The organism is Pandoraea aquatica (assembly GCF_902459565.1).
GTDB lineage: Bacteria > Pseudomonadota > Gammaproteobacteria > Burkholderiales > Burkholderiaceae > Pandoraea > Pandoraea aquatica.
In genome coordinates this window covers 32,963-52,119 of record NZ_CABPSN010000008.1, presented here as the reverse complement: position 1 = coordinate 52,119, position 19,157 = coordinate 32,963, and the positions used below count along the sequence as shown (strand labels likewise).

Genomic DNA, 19,157 nt, shown 5'->3' with positions numbered 1-19,157 from the left:
GCGTCTTTGCGACGCCCGGACGGTCAGGCCTTGGAAAGTAAGGCCTTGATGTTACAGCACCGGCGCGCGGTCGTAGAAATAGATCCCGTGGGGGGAGCGTCCCACCGGAATCGTGTTGATCAGCTTGCGCGACGCCAGATCGATGATGCCGACCTTGCGCGCCCAGCGGAACGTCACCCACAGTTGCTTCTTATCGGCGGTCAGCTCCATATCGTCCGGCCCCGGCAGCAGCCCGGTGATGTTGCCGACATTGGTCAGCGACTCCTGATCGATGATGCTGATGGTGCTCGACACGCGGTTCGAGATCAGCACGTGCTTGCCGTCGGCCAGCGAACGGAAGTTGTGCGCGCCCTTGCCCGTCGGAATCGTCTTGACGACCTTCTGGTTGCGCCAGTCGACCACCGCCGCGTAGTCCGCACCGGTCATGCCCACGAGCAGGTACTTGTCATTCGGCGTGAGCCACACACCCGCCGGGCTATCGCCGACCTTCATCTTCCACAGCACCTTCTGGGTGGCCAGATCGATGGCAGCGATTTCGTTCGATTCCTGCAACGAGATGAAGACGAGCTTGCTGTCTTGCGTGAACACCAGGTGGCTCGGCATCTTCTTGATAGGAATGCGCTGCGCCACGCTCAGGTTCTTACCGTCGAAACGGTACACGTCCACGCGGTCCAGTCGCAGCGCGTTCGCCACGAACCACTTCTTGTCCGGCGAGAAGCCGATCTGATACGGATCTTCGATGTTCTCGATCTTGCGCTGGATCTGCCCCGTCTTCGGATCGAGGAAGACGAGATTGTTGCCGACCGAGTTGGCGACGATGAGCGACTGGTTGTCGGGCGTGGCCATCAGGTGATGCGGCTCTTTGCCGACCGGGAACGTCTGAATAACCTTCTGCGTGGCCTTGTCGATCAGGCTGACGCTCGCGTCGGCCGAATTGAGCACGACCACGACGCTGTCGGGTGCCGGCGTCGCCGCCCGCACAGGGCCGGCCAGCGCCGCCAGACCGAAGGAAGCCGCCAGGCTGGCAGCGATCAGAAGTTTGCGCATTACGGGATCTCTCGAAAATCGCTCGGAAAAGTCCCGCTATTGTAGGCTGGGAACGCCCGGCCAAAGCGCATCCCGCGGACTTTTTTGATCAGGCGAAACACAATTCCAACACTTCATGACGCAACGCAAACTGCCACGACGATGCGTCACGAATTGGATACAAAAATGGCGTCCGGCAACATCGCCGGACGCCATCGAATCCCCGCGTCAAACAACCGTCAGCGCTGCAACGCTTCCCAGACCTTGTGCAGACGTTTGACCGACACCGGCATGGGCGTGCGCAACTCCTGCGCGAAGAGCGACACACGCAGCTCTTCGAGCAGCCAGCGGAACTCGTCGAGCCGCGCGTCGTGCGAGTCGCGGCGTTGCGACGTCGCCCGTTGCCAATTCTGAAGCAGCGGCCCGAGTTCGCTCATGGCACGGGCGTCGCGCGCCGGATCGGCCTTGAGCTTGTCGATGCGCCCCGCCATCGCCTTCAGGTAACGCGGGAAGTGCGCTAGCTGCGCGTACGGTGTGTCGATGAGAAAGCGCTTGCCGATCAGACGTTGCAACTGCGCCGTCATATCGGCGTGCGCCTGCGCGAACGGCTTGGCCTGCGTCAGCTTCTTCTGGAGCGCGGCGTACTCGGTGAGGATCTGTCCGGCGAGCCGGGCAATCTCCTGCGCGAGCAACGTCAGACGGCCCCGCCCTTCGTCCTTGCGCGCGACGAACGACGCGTTGTCACCCGGCCACGGCAGTTGCAGACAGGCCCGCTCCAGCGACAGGTCGACGATCTGGTCGCGCAGTTCTTCCTGCGTGCCCAGCCCCATGTACTGCATGGCCATCTGCTGCAAGCCGGGAATGTTCTTCTCCAGATACTTCACCTGCTCGCGCAACTGAATCGCGAACAGACGTCGCAGCCCGGCGCGATGCTGGCGTTGCGCCTCGTCCGGATCGTCGAACACTTCGAGATCGCAATGATCGCCACGATCGACCAGCGCCGGGTAACCGAACAGCGTCTGTCCGCCACGACGAATTTCCAGCATCTCCGGCAACTCGCCGAAGCTCCAGGTCGTGAGATTGTCGTAACGGCCGGGTTCGACGGCAGCCGCCGGCGCACCTTGCACCGGCGACTTGCCACCGCCCTTGCCTGCCTTGCCGCCCGCAGACGTCTGCGCCCCCTTCGACACCCCGCCTGCTTGCGGTTCGACGACCACATTGCCCGTGGGCGTCGCGCCGCTCTTGGCCGCGATTTGCTGGAACGTGCGTTGCGCCTGCTGGCCGAGTTCGGCGCGCAGTTGCGCCAGATTGCGTCCCATGCCGAGCTGACGCCCGTGTTCGTCGATGACCTTGAAGTTCATCGACAAGTGGGCCGGGAGCATTTCGAGCTTGAAGTCGCTCGACTTGAGCATCACACCGGTCAGCTCGCGCGCGTCGGCTATCAGCGCATCGAGCAGCGCGCCTTGGCCGAACGTCGCCCGGTCGAGGAAGCCCGCCGCGTACTCCGGCAGCGGCACGAAGTGGCGACGCAACTTCTGCGGCAACGACTTCATGAGCAGATGCGCCTTCTCCTTGAGCATGCCGGGCACGAGCCACTCGCAGCGGCGTGCGTCGACCTGATTGAGCGCGTAGAGCGGCACGGCAAGGGTCACGCCGTCGCGCGGCGAGCCGGGTTCGAAGTGGTACGTGAGCGCCATCTCGACGCCTGCGATGACCGTCTTCTTCGGGAACAGGTCGGTCGTCACGCCCGCCGCCTCGTGACGCATAAGGTCGTCGCGCACGAGGTAGAGCAGCTTGGGCGAGCCCTTGGCCGTCTCCCGATACCAATGCTCGAAACTCGCACCGTCGTATAAATCGGCGGGTACGTGGGCGTCGTAGAAGGCGTAGATCAGTTCGTCGTCGACGAGCACGTCCTGACGACGCGACTTGTGTTCGAGCTGCTCGATGTCCGCGATGAGCTTGCGGTTGTGGGCGAAGAACGGGAGTTTCGTCTCCCATTCGCCCTCCACCAGCGCGCTACGCAGGAAGATTTCCCGCGCACGACGCGGATCGCGCGGGCCGAAGTTCATGCGCCGACGCGCGTAAATCGTCAGGCCGTACAACGTGCCGCGCTCGTAAGCGGTGACCTGCGCGGGCTTCTTCTCCCAGTGCGCGTCAGATAGCGATGTCTTCACCAGATGCTTGCCCACGCGCTCGATCCACTCGGGCTCGATCCGGGCAATGCAGCGCGCGTAGAGACGGCTCGTCTCAACCAGTTCACCCGCCATCACCCAGCGCCCGGCCTTCTTGACGAGCGACGAGCCCGGCCAGATGTGGAACTTGATGCCATGTGCGCCAAGGAAATGCGGATCGTCGTCGGCCTTGCAGCCGATATTGCCGAGCAGACCCGCGAGCAGCGCCAGATGCACTTGCTCGTAAGTCGCTTCCGATTCGTTCAGACGCCAGCCCTGTTCGCGCACCACGGTGAGCAACTGGCTATGGACGTCGCGCCATTCGCGCAGACGCAACTGGGACAGGAAGTTCTCCCGGCAGGCTTGCGCCAGCAGCCGGTTGGACTTCTTGTGGGCAATCGCCTCTTCGAACCACTTCCAAATCTTGATCCACGACAGGAATTCGGACTTTTCGTCGGCGAACTTCTTGTGGGCGTTGTCGGCGGCGTCCTGCGCTTCGATGGGCCGGTCGCGCGGGTCCTGCACCGCCAGACCACTGGCGATGATGAGCACCTCGCGCAGCGACTGCTGATCGCGCGCGGCAAGAATCATGCGGCCCACGCGCGGGTCGAGCGGCAGACGCGCCAGTTCGCGCCCAAGCGGCGTCAACTGGTTGGTGTCGTCGACGGCGCCCAGTTCGTTGAGCAGCTGGTAGCCGTCGGCGATGGCACGCCCCGGCGGCGGTTCGATGAACGGGAATTCCTCGACCTTCGCGAGCCGCAGCGACTGCATGCGCAGAATGACCGCGGCCAGCGACGAGCGCAGGATTTCCGGGTCGGTGAAGCGCGCGCGCGACTGGAAATCGGCTTCGTCATACAGTCGGATGCAAATGCCATCGGCGACACGACCGCATCGCCCCGCCCGCTGGTTGGCCGCGGCCTGCGAGATCGACTCGATCTGCAGTTGCTCGACCTTGTTGCGGTACGAGTAGCGCTTCACGCGCGCCGTACCGGCATCGACCACATAGCGGATGCCGGGCACGGTCAGCGAGGTTTCTGCGACGTTGGTCGCGAGCACGATGCGTCGCGCGTTGGACGGCTTGAACACGCGTTCCTGATCGGTCGCGGACAGACGCGCGAACAGCGGCAGAATTTCGGTGTGTGGCGGATGGTGCTTGCGCAGCGACTCGGCCGCTTCGCGAATCTCACGTTCGCCGGGCAGGAAGACGAGCACGTCGCCCGAGCCTTCGCGGCAAAGCTCGTCGACCGCGTCGACGATGCCGTCCATCAGATCGCGCTCCCGGTCGCGCGCGCTGGCGCGGCTGCTCTCGCGACCCTCGGCGTTCGCGATACGGGCATCGTCCTGTATCGGGCGATAGCGCACTTCCACCGGATACAGACGGCCACTCACTTCGATCACCGGCGCGGGTCGCAGCGTCTCGCCCTCGCCTGTGCCGAAGTGTCGGGCGAAGCGATCGGCGTCGATGGTCGCCGAGGTGATGATGACCTTCAGATCCGGGCGACGCGGCAGCAGTTGCTTGAGGTAGCCGAGCAGAAAGTCGATGTTCAGACTGCGTTCGTGCGCCTCGTCGATGATGATGGTGTCGTACGCACGCAACAGCGGGTCGGTCTGCGTCTCGGCAAGCAGAATCCCGTCTGTCATCAATTTGACGGACGCGCCGTTGGAGAGCGTGTCGTTGAACCGGACCTTGAAGCCGACGATTTCGCCCAGCGGGGTGTTCAGTTCGTCGGCAATGCGACGCGCGGTGGCCGATGCGGCAATCCGTCGCGGCTGGGTGTGGCCGATGAGACCGGTGCCGCCTGCGCCCAGACCACGCCCGAGTTCAAGGCAGATCTTGGGCAACTGGGTCGTTTTGCCGGAGCCGGTTTCCCCGCTGACGATCACGACCTGATGGCCCGCAATGGCGCGCGCGATCTCCTCGCGTCGGCCGGAGACCGGCAGCGCTTCAGGGAACTGGATCTCGGGCACACGGTTGGCGGCGGCCTGTCGGGCGGCAAGCCGCTCGGCGTCACGCGCCGCGCGCTCTGCGGGCGACAGGCGGCGCGAGGCGTCGCCCCGGCCACCCTGTTCGCCTTGTCCGCCCGGCTGGCGCGCACTGCGTCCACCGCCCTGTGTGGCGTTCGTCGCCGGCGTCTGCGGCTTGCGCGACTCGGCCGGATTGTCCGATTTTTTAGGGTTATGAGTTTGCGCAGTGCCCGTTGTTTGAGCACGCGTCTGCCCCGGCGCCGTCACTTTCGGCTTCGGGGGCTTAGATTGTCGATTTCGTTCATCACTTGCCATGGGCGCGCATTATATAATCTGCGCATGTTTGCGCACGTACACCCATGCTGACCGAACCCGACCCCGCCCTACAAGACGAAGAGACCGCCCATCAAGCCCAGTTCGTGGACTGGCTGCGTTCGGTCGCTCCTTACATCCATGCCTTCCGTGACAAGACCTTTGTGGTCGCCTTTGGCGGCGAACTGGTCGCGGCCGGTGGACTCGACTCCCTGATTCAGGACGTCGCGCTGCTGTGCGCCATGGGCATGCACATCGTGCTGGTGCACGGCTCGCGACCGCAGGTCGAGGAGCAGATGCGCCTGCGACATATCGAATCGCACTTCGCTCAGCAGTTGCGCATCACGGATGCCGCCGCGCTCGAAGCGGTGAAGGAAGCCGCCGGCGAACTGCGTCTGGATATCGAGGCGTCGATCAGCCAGGGACTGCCGAACACGCCGATGGGCAACGCGCGCATCAGCGTGGTGTCGGGCAACTTCGTGACGGGCCGCCCGGTCGGTATCGTCGACGGTGTGGACTTCCAGCACACGGGTGTGGTCCGCAAGGTCGACGCCGAGTCGATCCGCCTGTCGCTCGCGAACGGCAAGATCGTGCTGCTCTCGCCGCTCGGCTTCTCGCCGACCGGCCAGTCGTTCAATCTGACGATGGAAGACGTGGCATCGTCCGCCGCCATTGCGTTGCGCGCGGACAAGCTGATCTTCATCACCGAGACGCCTGGCGTTCTCAATGAATACAACGAGTTGCAACGCGAACTGACGTTGGAAGACGCGCAGCGCATGCAGTCTCAGGGCACCATCGACCGCGACTCGGCCTTCTATCTGAAGTACGCCACGCGCGCCTGCCGCGCAGGCGTGGGTCGCGCGCACATCGTGCCGTTCTCGCTCGACGGCAGCATGCTGCTCGAACTCTTCTCGCACGACGGCGTGGGCACCATGATCTCGTATGAGAATCTGGAAAGCCTGCGCGAAGCGACCATCGACGACGTCGGCGGTATTCTGCAACTCATCGAACCGCTGGAATCGGACGGCACGCTGGTCCGACGCGGCCGCCACCAACTCGAACGCGACATCGACCACTTCTCGGTCATCGAGCACGATGGACGCCTCTTCGGTTGCGCAGCCCTCTATCCGTACCCCTCCGAGCGCATCGGCGAGATGGCCTGCCTGACGGTCGATCCGGAAGCGCAAGGCTCGGGCGACGGCGAGCGTCTGCTCAAGCACATCGAGCAACGCGCCCGCGCCCGCGGTCTGGAACGCCTGTTCGTGCTCACGACCCGCACGGAACACTGGTTCCTCAAACGCGGTTTCGTCAAAGCCGGGGTCGACGATCTGCCCGCCGACCGCCGCCGCCTCTATAACTGGCAACGCCGCTCGCTGGTGCTCATCAAGAAACTGTAATCTGGGCGGGCAGGTCCCGCGTGACGCTCGGTCCCATCCCTTGCATCCCGCGCCCCTGCCCCCATATCCGGTTATCGGCCGCCGCCGTTGGCCCTCGGGACGTGAATTTCGCGAGTTCCCCTCGCTCCCGCCCCCGACCGACGCGCAGCCCCCATTCACACTACACTCGACGATCACGAAGGAGTTCCCTCATGGCCCGCATGGTTCAATGCATCAAACTCGGCACCGAAGCCGAAGGTCTCGATTTCCCCCCCATGCCCGGTGAACTCGGCAAACGCCTCTGGGAAAGCGTCTCCAAGGAAGCCTGGGCCGGATGGCTCAAGCAACAAACCATGCTCATCAACGAGAACCGACTGAACATGGCCGACCCGCGTGCGCGTCAGTACCTCGTGAAGCAAACCGAGAAGTACTTCTTCGGCGACGGTGCCGATGTCGCGCAAGGCTACGTGCCGCCGCCCTCCGAGTGAGCTAAAACCTCCCTCCGGGCAGATCGGCACCCTATTCCGGCGCTCAGACATAAACCCAACTCGCTCCAGAACAGGGCACCGATCCGCCCCACATACGCCTCCAGTGCTTCTTCTCGGGACGTATGCCTAAACGACAAAAGGGCACATGCCGTCACTCAGCATGTGCCCTTTGTCTTTTCTGCCGATCATTCGTTGTGTGTGTAGCGCGCGTGAGTTACACCGTGCCCCGTCGAACGGGTGTCGGCGGTCCTTCTCTCTGTCTCTCCGTTACGCGGGATTCGCTTGCGATTGCGGATCGGCATTCACGCCCGTCGACCGCGCACCACACTGATGGCAGAAATGCGCAAAAGCGTTCTTGCGCGTCTTGCACGTGCCGCAATGATCGAACAGACAAATGCCACAGTGCACGCAGAAGTCTCGCGTCGGATCATCTAGCTTCACCGCTCGCTCACACCCCGGACACACCGACTTCGCCAGTCTTGCCTGCGCCAGATCGTATGACAACGTCTTGCGACGCTGCTCATCCGGCAACTGCTCTTCCGCTTTTTGTCGCGCCAGATAACGCTGCAACGACACGATGGCGTATCGACCAATCAGTATCGTCAGCACAATGCCGACGAGATACCGCACATAGCCGCCGTAATCCGGCAGATACGGCACCAACTCGACGAAGAACGCGAACAACGCGAAGAAGATGAAGCCCCACACGAACGGCCACCACGTGCTCTTGCGCTGCCGCACGAACAACCAGCCGCCAATCGCCAGCAACGGTAGCGTCAACGCCAGGCGGATGCCAAAAACCTTGAGCTCCTGCGATCGCTGAATCGACGCCAGTTGCTCACCCGCCGTCACGTCGAGTGCGACGCGTGCCGTGCGCGCCGCCTGCACCGCACGCTGCGCATCCAACTGCTTCGATTCGAGGGTGTCGACCGCCGTTTGCGCGTCGCGCTCCGCTGTCTTGAGCGTGTCGAGCGCACGCGTGCGGGCGACGAGTTCGGCGTCCTGACTGGCCTGCGCCGTCGCAGTACGTGTCGCCACCCAGTCGTTGAACGACTCGCGCGCGTTGCGATACGCCGTACTGCGCGCCTTGAGCTGCAAACGCGCGGTCTCCAACTGGGCGCCGACGTCTTCCTGCTGCGTCTGTGCCTGTTTGATCGCAGCATCGGCACGCTCGGCCTGCGCTCGATCTACGAAGGAATCGAGCGTCGGTACAGGCGCGACGCCCGGCAGTTTGTCGACGACAAGACCGCCAAGGCCAATGAGGAACGCCGCGAACAACACGGCGATCAGCCAGAGGCCACGACGGAACCAGGTTTCGGGTAGACGACGCGATCCAGCCATCCTGCCCTCCCGGGGTCAGTTTTTATAGTCGATGGTGCGCACGCCTTCGGGCGTACCCATGAGCGTAATATCCGCGCCACGTTGTGCAAACAGGCCGACCGTCACCACGCCGGGGATCTGGTTGACCTTGGTCTCGAACGCCACCGGGTCGAGAATCTGCAACCCGTGCACGTCGAGAATAGCGCAACCGTTGTCGGTCATGTAAGGGCTGCCATCGGCACGCACACGCGCCTGCGGCTTGCCGCCCAGCGCCTGGAGCGCGCGAGCGACGCTTGCCTGCGCCATCGGAATGACTTCGACCGGCAGCGGGAAGACGCCCAGCACGGCCACTTCCTTGGAGGCGTCGACCACGCAGACGAATTCCTTCGCTACCGACGCGACGATCTTCTCGCGCGTGAGCGCCCCGCCGCCGCCCTTGACCATGTGGCCGAGGGCATTGATTTCGTCCGCACCGTCGACATAGACGGGCAGGCTGTCGATCTGGTTGAGATCGAACACTTCGATGCCGTGCTTGCGCAGGCGCTCGGTGCTCGCTTCGGAACTGGAGACTGCGCCGCGATACCGGCCCTTGTGGGCGGCAAGCGCATCGATGAAGCAGTTGGCGGTGGACCCGGTGCCCACGCCGATCACGCTGCCCTCGGGCACGTGTTGGTTCACATAGTCGGCAGCAGCCTGGCCGACCAGGCGTTTGAGTTCGTCCTGGGTCATGGGGAATTCCGGCAAAGTTTGGTAAAGTCGGAAGTTTACCGGAGTCGGGCGTGACGCGCCGTTTTTCGCTGTTTTCGATGTTCTGCGTCGCCCCGCCCCCGTCTTGCTGTTCCGGCCCCGTGCCGGATGTCATGTCACGCAGTGCTTATCTCGCAAGGCCGCTCTCATGAATCTGCTCGATCAACTCAAGCGTCACACCATCGTGGTTGCCGACACCGGTGACTTTCAGGTGATGGATGCCTACAAGCCGCAAGACGCCACCACCAACCCTTCGCTGATCCTCGGCGCTGTCCAGAAGGACACCTACCGCCCGATTCTCACGCGTGTGGTCGGCGAGCACCGCGCCGCATCGACGGACGAAATCATCGACCGTCTGCTGATCGCCTTCGGTAAAGAGATTCTGGATATCGTGCCGGGCCGTGTCTCCACGGAAGTGGACGCCCGTCTGTCATTCGATACGGCAGGCACCGTGGCCCGCGCCCGCAAGCTGATCGCCATGTACGAAGCCGAAGGCATCGAACGCGATCGCGTGCTGATCAAGATTGCCTCGACGTGGGAAGGCATTCGCGCCGCCGAGATTCTGGAGCGCGACAAGATCCGTTGCAACATGACGCTGCTGTTCTCGCTGGTGCAGGCGGCTGCGTGCGCCGAAGCTGGGGCGCGGCTGATTTCCCCCTTCGTCGGTCGCATCTACGACTGGTACAAGAAGTCGGCCGGCGCGAACTGGGACGAAGCGGCCAACGCGGGTGTCAACGATCCGGGCGTGCGCTCCGTGTCGGCCATCTACCGCTACTACAAGCACTTCGGCCATGACACGGAAGTGATGGGCGCAAGCTTCCGTTCCACCGGTCAGATTCTGGCGCTCTCCGGCTGCGATCTGCTCACGATCAGCCCCGCGCTGCTGGAACAACTGCGCACCACCGAAGGCGAGGTCAAGCGTGAACTCGATGTGAAGGACGCACGCTCGGCCGATATCGCGCGCGTCAAAACGGACGAACCGTCGTTCCGCTTCGCCCTGAACGACGACGCGATGGCCACCGAAAAGCTCGCCGAAGGCATTCGCGCCTTCGCAGCCGATGCGATCAAGCTCGAAGGGCTGATCGACGCAGCGCGGTAAGCCCATAAGTCGATAAGCCGACAAGTCCTCCCGGGTGTCGGCGCGTACACAAAGCCCATCACCCCGTGCAAGTGGCGACACCAAAACGTGCCGCCACTTGCAAATGCCCAAACCGTCAGCACTGCGAGCCTATTGCGCTCGCCGCCGCACCGCCCGCGCCGGATGACGCTTTCCCAAAGCGTTTTCTGAAAGGTCCGGCAATCCGCATCGGCAACACTCGCGCCACCTCAACCCTCCCCTCGAAGCGTCGTACACCGTCCGGCCAGCGATAAAGCAACGCGTCGGCTCGACGTGTCCGTCGTCTCCCTCCATGCCGGTTACCCCACTCGCCCATGCATCCTCGCTGCCCAACTTACCAGCCGAGAGCACAACACCGCCCGACGTACAAGCCAAGAGCACAACATTGCAGCACCCAAAACGCCAATGGCTATCTGTCCATGGAATCCTTTGTGATCATGGCGCAGAACAACCTGAAGCATGAGTTGATGGCACATATGCCCGCTGTCACCGTAAGCGAACAACATCAGTTTCGCGCCATGGTGACGGCCGCTGTCCAGGACGCGTGGCGCAAGGAATTGCCCGGTCAGCGCGCACCATCGAGCGTCGTACAGTCGACGATCGACGACGTTCAGCCGTCGTTCATCCGCAAGCTGACGGATGAACGAAAGCCCTCTCGAGACGGCATCATCAACGACGCGCTCGAACGTTTCGCGACTTTTATGCGCGACCATCCCGACGCAACGAAAAACCAGTCGATCGACGCGCGTAATCAAATCTGCCGAGCGGCAATGGAGCGCTTCATCTGCCTTGTGAACGCCGACAACGAGGCGACCAGCACGTCGGCACAGGCGCTCGCCACTCACGGTGCCGAGAGCGCATCGACGAGCGCACAGGCCATCAAGACGGCGAGCGTAGCTGCGGCATCGGCTGTGGCGGCCAGCCTCGGCCACCAGCGCGCATCGGATTCGCAATATGTGCAGCGAGCGGCCGCAGCCGCCAAGGCCGAGATACGAAAAACTGCGGCCGATGCCGCCCGACAAACGGTGCGCGAAATCGATTCCGCCGTCGCGCGTATTGCCAAAGAATCCGCAGAGGAGAAATCCCGGCGAGACGCCCAAGCCTATGCGCAACGCGTGGCGAATGCACAGGCGAAGCAGGCTGCCAGCACCTATGCCCGGGAAACCGCGACAGCGCAGGCAGCGGCCAGAGCGAAGCAACTGGCCAGTGCGAAAGCCGGTTCGAGCACGTCTATCGGTAGATTCAGCTCGTCCTCTACGTTGAGCGCCCCCACCGCCTCCAACGCCCCGGTCGATCGGTCGAATACTTACAACACCGCGCTGGGAAACCTGCCGCAACTCTATGTCGTGACCTCGCCCATCGGCGACGCGAGCGCCGCCTCGACTTCCCGGTCCAAATCAAAGTCGAGTTCAGACAAGAAGGCTTCCGCGTCAAACGCCTGACGCCGCACTCACGTTTTCGGAGCTCATACCATGCACACGATCATGCAAGCCGCCTCGCCCGCCGTTGCTTCGACCTCGCTGGCACCACCTCCCGAAACGCCTGACAGCCAACCGTCCGGGACTGCACGACTGCCCCGCATGTCGTCTCGCCAACGCGAGTCGAGTGCTTTCGTGAAATCGGAAGCAGGCAACACGCTGTCGCCGCCCCCTCGTCCATGGCCCGCGCTCGTCGCCAACACATCGCCGCGAAAGATCAGCGATTTCGGGCTTGCCACGAAGACACGTCACCATGGCAGTCTGCCCAATCTGGCCAATGAGTCGGGCATGGTACGCCCCGCGTCGACCATCGCCGCCACCCTGTCGAGCATGCGCGTGACGCCCGCGTCGCCTGCTACGCCTGCGGCACCGGCGATGCCGCCATCGGCTGTCCTGCCAGATTTGTCGAACCGGAACGTGAAGTACAACGCCCCGATGGGTTTCTTTGTCCACCGCAATCAGTACATCCGGGTCAATCCGGCCGGCACGCGTTTTTCTGTGCCTTCACCGGAGGACGTACAGAACGCCGGCCTTCCGGCCGTCCCCGTTTTCCGCGATTCGGTGAAAGGGCAAATATCGAGCGATCTGGTCGAGCCCGGCCGCGTCGGCAACGCGCAAGGCATCGCACCGGCGAGCACGGGCGCGACAGCGACGTTGGTCCCTCTGGTGCTTTCCGACATCGTCGAAGGGCTGCCCTTCGAGAAGGCCGTCTTCGGCACTTGCATTCCCGGCGCAGCGTCTACGGTGGTGGTACAGGTCGAGGCGAACCGCTTTCACGCCGCACGAATGCCCAAACCCCAGGCACAAGCGGATGCCGCCGAGATGGAATTTCGGTGGCTGGACCCCGACGTTCCTCAGGACAAGCATCTGATCGACGCATTCCGTACGATCAAGCAGCAAGTGAAAACGGACACGCTGGCGCTGCACCGCTCCCCCAGTTATCGGAACATCCAGCGGCAACTGGCGGCACAAGTGCCGGACTCGCGCAAGGAACATCCGACACCCTCGGTGGACGAAGCGACTTACCAGATCTTCACGTCAGAGCAGGCACAGCGGAATTTCGTCGCGAACAATAAGGCCAGCATGTCGCGCCGCGAGTTGTTCTCGCCCGAGACCCACGAGTTCGATCTCGCGGTCTATCAAACGTTGCTCGGTCCGGAGCTGGTCTTTGAAACGGCTGGCGAGTGGAACATCGGTAACGCGGCGGGGGTCGTGGATTTGAAATCACGCTTGCGCGAGAACAATCTCGCATTTGCGGCCGTTGAAACTGCGGCGGGCGCGAAGGTCTACTTTTCGTTGTCCGGCGGCGCGCGCGCAGAAGGTTTCGAACTGCCGATACAGCGAGAGATGAGTGCGTTGGGCGACATCGACGAAATCAAGATCGGTCGCTTCATGTTCATCGACGCCAAACGTCGTCTCGCTAAATATGTGCAGGAAGCGCCCGACTCGCCGGGCAAAACCGCAACGCAGATCAGCTTGCCCGTCCTCGGCCACGACCCCGCACCAGTCATCGACAGAACACAAGACGCCGAGCAAATTCTCGCAACGCTCATCGCGCGGGAAGCGCGCGACCATCCGATCACGGGCGGCGTTCACTTCAATACGTTGCTCGACACCTGCGACTCGTGCGCGAGCGCGCTCGCCCTCTTGCAGATACAGACCGGGCAGCCGGTCAGTGTTATCTATCTTCGCGACTACGGTGCCACAACCGCCAACAGCCGTGATCCGGTGATTCGGGCCATGCAAGAGTTCGCGGCGTCGACCAACGAGCTATATGCGCATCTCCTGACGGGTGACTATAGAGAGATGGCCAAAGTCGCGCGCCGACTCCCGGTGCCCAGGATGCTGGAATCGCTCACGCACGTGCTGATGAACGTCACCGGCGATTTCACCGATGCCGATCACTTAGGCGTCATCTGCAATGGCTACTACCTGCGCGTGCTCGCTGCGCTGGTACGAACCGAGGTCGTGTCCTCGCCCGCAGTCGTCGAGGCCCTGCTTTCTCCGGAGGGACGAGACTATGTCTCGCTGCTCGGAAGACGGGTGGCCATGCATCCCATGCTTGCCCGGGGCTGGGCCAGCCTGATGCACGAATTGCGAGACGCGGACGTTGAGCGCCCCACCCTCCTAAAAATCTTGTTAAGTAAGCCTGAAGGTGCGGCACGTTGCTTTTACGTGGAGCTGCTGCGGGCACCTCACTCGCCCAGAGATGCGCGCAACCCGCTGGTGGCGTGGATGGATTCTGCAGGGTTGGTGCCAAAAATGAACGAACTGCCGCAGTACGTGAGCTTGCGTCGTTCAATCACCCTCGCTGTGCGTTTGCAGGTTCAGGTCGATCGCGCGCCAAACCTCGCCTATGAGCCGGTGCCACTCAAGGAGGTGCTTCGCCATGCGCGGGAGGATCTTTCCTTGTCGTCACTAAATTCGGCCGACAACGAACGACTGGCGTCAAAAATGCGCGATGCGATGCCGATGATCACCATCGGTGAACAATGGGAATACCGCGCGATGATCGAGGACATTGTGACAGGTGAGTGGAAAAAGGTAGCCCCCGATACCACCGCGCCGGGATACATCGCGGCTGGCATCATCGAAAACCGTGGCGCGGAATACGGACGATCGCTCATCGAGACACGTCGCCCCCTGATTGACGACATCGTTGAGCGGCATACCGCCGACTACGCCGAATTTCAGCAGCGCAATCCGGGCGCAAGCCAGTCCGCCATTCAAGAACAATTCGAGGCATGCCTGCGAGCGGCGCGTACGGAATATCGTGCAATGATTTCGGGTGATTCAGATCCGGCGCAGGAGCATCTCGCCTCAACCGCCACCGAGGCGGCGACGAATACAAAGGACGCTGCGGCAAAACAGAAGGTTAAGAAGGAGGCCGAAAAGGAGGCCGAGAAAGCGGCGAAATCCGCGCAACTGAGCGCTCAGACGGCAATCGAATCAGAGACTCAGCGATCAGCGCGACTGGCAATCGCCGAAGCGACAAGAAGAGAAGCCCGACAGCAAGCGCTGCAGGCAGGAAGAACCGCATCCCTCCAGGCATATACCCGCGCATCCCAATCGGCCAAAGCAGAGGCCCTAAAACGTGCCACGCAGGAGTCGGCGGCGAGAGCAAAACGTGAGGTGGCCGCAAGAGCGCACCAGACCATCGTGCGGCGAGAAGCTGCAGCGGCATCGAATGCGTGGTGGGACCGTGAGGTTGCCGATATGCAGCGGCGGCTGAATCTGGTGAAGACGGGTTCAGCTCAAGCCGAGCCGGAGATTGAGAGTCGATTGGATGCGATCAAGAAGGTGACAACCAAGCAACTCGAAACACGGTTCGAGAAACTCCGCGCGCCCACCAAATCGAGCTAAGGACGAGATCGAATCGTCACCGAAGCCGGCATCATGATGCGCGGACGCCCCGCAGCCCTGTCGAACGGCGACAGGATTGCGGGGCGTCACGTGCAACGTTCAGTCCAACAATTACTTCGCGCCCTTCACCGCCACCTTACGCTGACGCACGGCTTCATACAGACACACGGCGCTCGCCACGGAGACGTTCAGGCTTTCGCAGCCGCCGGACATCGGGATGCTCATGAGTTCGTCGCAGGTCTCGCCGACGAGGCGGCGCATGCCTTCGCCTTCCGCGCCCATGACGATCGCCATCGGGCCGGTGAGCTTCGTGCCGTAGATGTCGGCCGGGGCATCGTCCGAGGTGCCGACCACCCAGATGCCGCGATCCTTGAGTTCGCGCAGCGTGCGCGCGAGGTTCGTCACCATGATGTACGGCACAGTCTCAGCCGCACCGCTCGCGACCTTGGCAACGGTGGCGTTCAGGCCCACCGCGCGATCCTTCGGGGCGATCACGGCGTGTGCGCCAGCACCGTCGGCCACACGCAGGCAGGCACCGAGGTTATGCGGATCGGTCACGCCGTCGAGGATCAGCAGCAGCGGATCGCCCGAAATGCCGTCGAGCAGTTCGTCGAGATTGAGGGCCAGCGAGATTTCCTCAGCCTGTGCCACGACGCCTTGGTGGCGTGAGGTGCCGGTCATCCCGTCGAGACGTTTGCCGTCTGCCTGAACGAGCTTGATCTTGACGCCGGGCGCGTTCTTGTACGACTCCACGGCCTTGAGGAAATCCGTCATGCGACGGTCGCGGCGGGTCGGATCGTAGTAGATCTCTTTGACGCTGGTGGCGTCGTGACGCAGGCGCGCGGTCACGGCATGGAAGCCGAACAGCATTTTCAATTTACTCATTTCATTTCCTCAAAATAGCGTGTGCCATAGCGACCGTTGCCGTGACACAGTCACGGGGCGGCACGCTGTCGCTGACATTGCGCACAACTGTCGTCGCCTAAAGCACGACGGCGGCGGGAGCCACATGGGCCGCCGCCGCCGCAATCCATCGCGGGTACCGGATGCCGGTGATTTCCGGCAAAGGTGCCCATCTTACTGCAAACCGCTCACTGCACCGTCGTTCGATGTATCACACCGTGCACAGCACGGGGGCTGCGCACGGCAGAAACATCGCTTAACGACGCGGCTTCTTCGTCTGACCACCGGGGCCGCCCTGTCCACCTTGCCCGCCCTGCCCACCCTGACGCTTCGCCGGTGCCTTGCCGCTGCTGCCGTGCTTCGCGGGGGCTGCGCCACGCTCGGCGCGCGCGGCCTTCACCTTCGCGGACTTCGGCTTGGCCGGGCGTTTGCCCGCTGGTGCGGGTTGCACACCGTTGAGCAGCGCGCCGCCCTTGGGCAGTTGACGGATCGTCGGGCCGGCACTGGCCGAGCCTGCGACGCCGGGCGTACCGGCGGCGGGCGTCGGCACCGGGGCACCACCGCGTTCGCTGCGACCGGACGTCTTAGCCAGCGAGCGTGCGTTCGGTTCGCGCACCAGGCGGAAGTCGATCTTGCGGGCATCCAGGTCCACACGGCTGACCTGCACGCGTACGCGATCGGTAAGTCGATAGCGGATGCCGGTGCGTTCGCCGCGCAGTTCGTGGCGCACTTCGTCGAACTGGAAATAATCGCTGCCCAGTTCCGTGACGTGGACGAGGCCTTCGATGAAGAGATCGTCGAGTTGCACGAAGATGCCGAACGACGTGACGGCGCTCACCGTGCCGCCGTATTCCTCGCCGAGCTTGTCGCGCATGAAGTAGCACTTGAGCCAGGCTTCCACGTCGCGTGACGCTTCGTCGGCGCGGCGTTCGTTGGCGGAGCAATGCAGGCCGAGTTCGTCCCAAATTGCGTCGCGCTTTTTCGCGCTCGGCGACTTCTTGTTTTTGTCGTCGTCCTTTTGCAGCTTGCGCGCGTGGGGCGACAGGCCCGTCGTCATTTCGACGCCGGCGGGAATTTCCGGCTCGTACTTCTTGCCCGCGAGAATCGCCTTGATGGCGCGGTGCGTGAGCAAGTCGGGATAGCGACGAATCGGGCTGGTGAAGTGCGTGTAGGCCGGGTAAGCGAGACCGAAGTGGCCGATGTTGTCCGGGCTGTAGACGGCTTGCTGCATCGAGCGCAGCAGCATCGTCTGGAGCATGGGTGCGTCGGGCCGGGACTCGATCTGCGTCATCAGTTCCGAGTAGTCGGACGTGGCCGGTTCGTCCCCGCCGCCAAGTGTGAGCCCGAGCGTTTTGAGGAACGTGCGCAGCACCTGGAGGCGTTCGCCCGAGGGACCGGCGTGGATGCGATACAGGCCGGGTTGCTTGTGACGCTTGAGGAAGTCGGCTGCACAGACGTTGGCCGTGAGCATGCATTCCTCGATGAGGCGGTGGGCGTCGTTACGCGTGCGGGGCAGGATCTGTTCGATCTTGCCTTGCGCATTGCAGACGATGTACGTCTCCGTCGAATCGAACTCGATGGCACCGCGCGACTTGCGTGCCTTGGCGAGCACCTTATAGAGGTCGTACAGATTTTGCAGGTGCGGCAGCAGCGTTGCGCGGCGTTGTGCTTCTGCGCCCTTCGTGTTGCCGAGGACGGCGGCGACTTCCGTGTAGGTCAGGCGTGCGGCGGAGTGGATGACGGCCTGATAGAACTGATAGGCCTTCACTTCGCCGTTCGGGGCGATGAGTGCGTCGCAGACGAGCACGCAGCGATCGACGTCCGGGTTAAGCGAGCACAGGCCGTTCGAGAGCTTTTCCGGGAGCATCGGGATGACGCGTCGCGGGAAGTAGACGGAGGTGCTGCGCGTGAGGGCGTCGGCGTCGAGCGGGCCGCCGGCGGCGACGTAATGCGAGACGTCGGCGATGGCGACGATCAGGCGGAAGCCGTTGGTACGGCCGACCTTAGCGGGTTCGCAGTAGACGGCGTCGTCGAAGTCGCGTGCGTCTTCGCCATCGATAGTGACGAGCGGGACATCACGCAAGTCGATGCGGTGGCGCAGATCCGGGGCGCGGACTTCGTCGGGGAGTGCACCGGCGGCGGCGAGGGCTTCGGCGGAGAACTGGTGGGGCACGCCGTACTTGCGCACCGCGATTTCGATTTCCATGCCGGGGTCGTCGATATCGCCGAGGACTTCCGAGACGCGGCCGATGGGCTGGCTATAACGGCTGGGGTAATCGGTGAGTTCGACGGAGACGACCTGTCCGACCTTCGCTTTGCCTTGGGCGCGGGGTGGGATGAGGATGTCGTGGCTGATGCGTTTGTCTTCGGGCGCGACGACCATGACGCCGTTCTCGTTGAGGAGGCGGCCGATGACATGGGTATTGGCGCGACTGACGACTTCGACGATATGGCCTTCCGGGCGACCGCGGCGGTCATAGCCGGCGATGCGCAGGAGGACGCGATCGTTGTGCATGACCTTCTTCATTTCCTCAGTGGGGAGGAAGAGGTCGTCGCCATCGTCATCGCGTACGGCGAAGCCGTAGCCATCGCGGTGGCCGATGACGCGGCCTGCGATGAAGTTTGACGGGTGGGTCAGTTGATAGTAGCCGCGGCGGTCGAGACGAATCTGGTCGTCGCGTTCCATGGCGGCGAGGCGCTTGAAGAAGCCTTCGCGTTCTTGCTTTTTGATAGCGAGGGCTTCGGCGATATCGTTGGCGGACAGCGCGGAGTCTGCGGTGCGCAGGACACCGAGGATCTCTTCGCGACTCGGGATCGGATAGGGATATTTGCTCAAAGGTCGGTAGCGTTACTGTGCCGGTTGAGTCCGGCCGAGTGGCGCACCATGCGCC

General features: G+C 63.1%; 11 protein-coding genes. 5 read left to right on the top strand and 6 right to left on the bottom strand.

Annotation, left to right across the window (positions count from 1 at the left end; translation table 11 throughout):
• Nucleotides 1-51 precede the first annotated feature (51 nt).
• Nucleotides 52-1,047, bottom strand: a complete 996-nt coding sequence (locus PAQ31011_RS21695; protein ID WP_150577783.1) for a YVTN family beta-propeller repeat protein — start codon at nt 1,045-1,047, stop codon at nt 52-54.
• Nucleotides 1,048-1,265: 218 nt separating this feature from the next.
• Nucleotides 1,266-5,477, bottom strand: a complete 4,212-nt coding sequence (gene hrpA, locus PAQ31011_RS21690; protein WP_150577782.1) for an ATP-dependent RNA helicase HrpA — start codon at nt 5,475-5,477, stop codon at nt 1,266-1,268.
• 44 nt (nt 5,478-5,521) lie between these two features.
• Here hrpA and argA point away from each other — a divergent pair, with 44 nt between their 5' ends.
• Entirely contained in the window at nt 5,522-6,871 is a 1,350-nt protein-coding gene (gene argA / locus PAQ31011_RS21685; RefSeq protein ID WP_039398905.1) for an amino-acid N-acetyltransferase, read from the top strand.
• A gap of 191 nt (nt 6,872-7,062) precedes the next feature.
• The gene (locus PAQ31011_RS21680) at nt 7,063-7,338 is read left to right on the top strand and encodes an oxidative damage protection protein (protein WP_039398907.1); all 276 of its coding nucleotides are present in this window, start codon (nt 7,063-7,065) and stop codon (nt 7,336-7,338) included.
• 267 nt (nt 7,339-7,605) lie between these two features.
• Here the strand turns inward: PAQ31011_RS21680 and PAQ31011_RS21675 are convergent, their stop codons facing one another.
• Together PAQ31011_RS21675 and rpiA are read right to left on the bottom strand one after the other, a co-directional pair.
• Nucleotides 7,606-8,679, bottom strand: a complete 1,074-nt coding sequence (locus PAQ31011_RS21675; RefSeq protein WP_150577781.1) for a serine endopeptidase — start codon at nt 8,677-8,679, stop codon at nt 7,606-7,608.
• A gap of 15 nt (nt 8,680-8,694) precedes the next feature.
• Nucleotides 8,695-9,387 (bottom strand): ribose-5-phosphate isomerase RpiA, encoded by a 693-nt coding sequence (gene rpiA, locus PAQ31011_RS21670; RefSeq protein WP_150577780.1) that lies wholly within the window; start codon nt 9,385-9,387, stop codon nt 8,695-8,697.
• 166 nt (nt 9,388-9,553) lie between these two features.
• On the opposite strand from rpiA, the gene tal reads away from it, so the two are divergent.
• The 3 genes from tal to PAQ31011_RS21655 all read left to right on the top strand — a co-directional run bounded on the left by tal (nt 9,554) and on the right by PAQ31011_RS21655 (nt 15,363).
• Complete coding sequence (tal, locus tag PAQ31011_RS21665; protein WP_150577779.1) at nt 9,554-10,504, top strand: transaldolase; 951 nt, start codon at nt 9,554-9,556, stop codon at nt 10,502-10,504.
• Between the two features lie 437 nt (nt 10,505-10,941).
• Nucleotides 10,942-11,964, top strand: coding sequence for a hypothetical protein (locus PAQ31011_RS21660; RefSeq protein WP_150577778.1), 1,023 nt, complete (start codon nt 10,942-10,944; stop codon nt 11,962-11,964).
• Between the two features lie 30 nt (nt 11,965-11,994).
• Nucleotides 11,995-15,363 carry a hypothetical protein gene (locus PAQ31011_RS21655; RefSeq protein ID WP_150577777.1) on the top strand — a complete coding sequence of 1,123 codons (3,369 nt, stop codon included), beginning with the start codon at nt 11,995-11,997 and terminating at the stop codon, nt 15,361-15,363.
• A gap of 111 nt (nt 15,364-15,474) precedes the next feature.
• Here PAQ31011_RS21655 and rlmB read toward each other — a convergent pair whose 3' ends face one another.
• Both rlmB and rnr read right to left on the bottom strand, forming a co-directional pair.
• Entirely contained in the window at nt 15,475-16,248 is a 774-nt protein-coding gene (rlmB, locus tag PAQ31011_RS21650) for a 23S rRNA (guanosine(2251)-2'-O)-methyltransferase RlmB (RefSeq protein ID WP_150577776.1), read from the bottom strand.
• Between the two features lie 274 nt (nt 16,249-16,522).
• Nucleotides 16,523-19,102, bottom strand: coding sequence for a ribonuclease R (gene rnr / locus PAQ31011_RS21645; protein WP_150577775.1), 2,580 nt, complete (start codon nt 19,100-19,102; stop codon nt 16,523-16,525).
• Between the last annotated feature and the right edge of the window lie 55 nt (nt 19,103-19,157).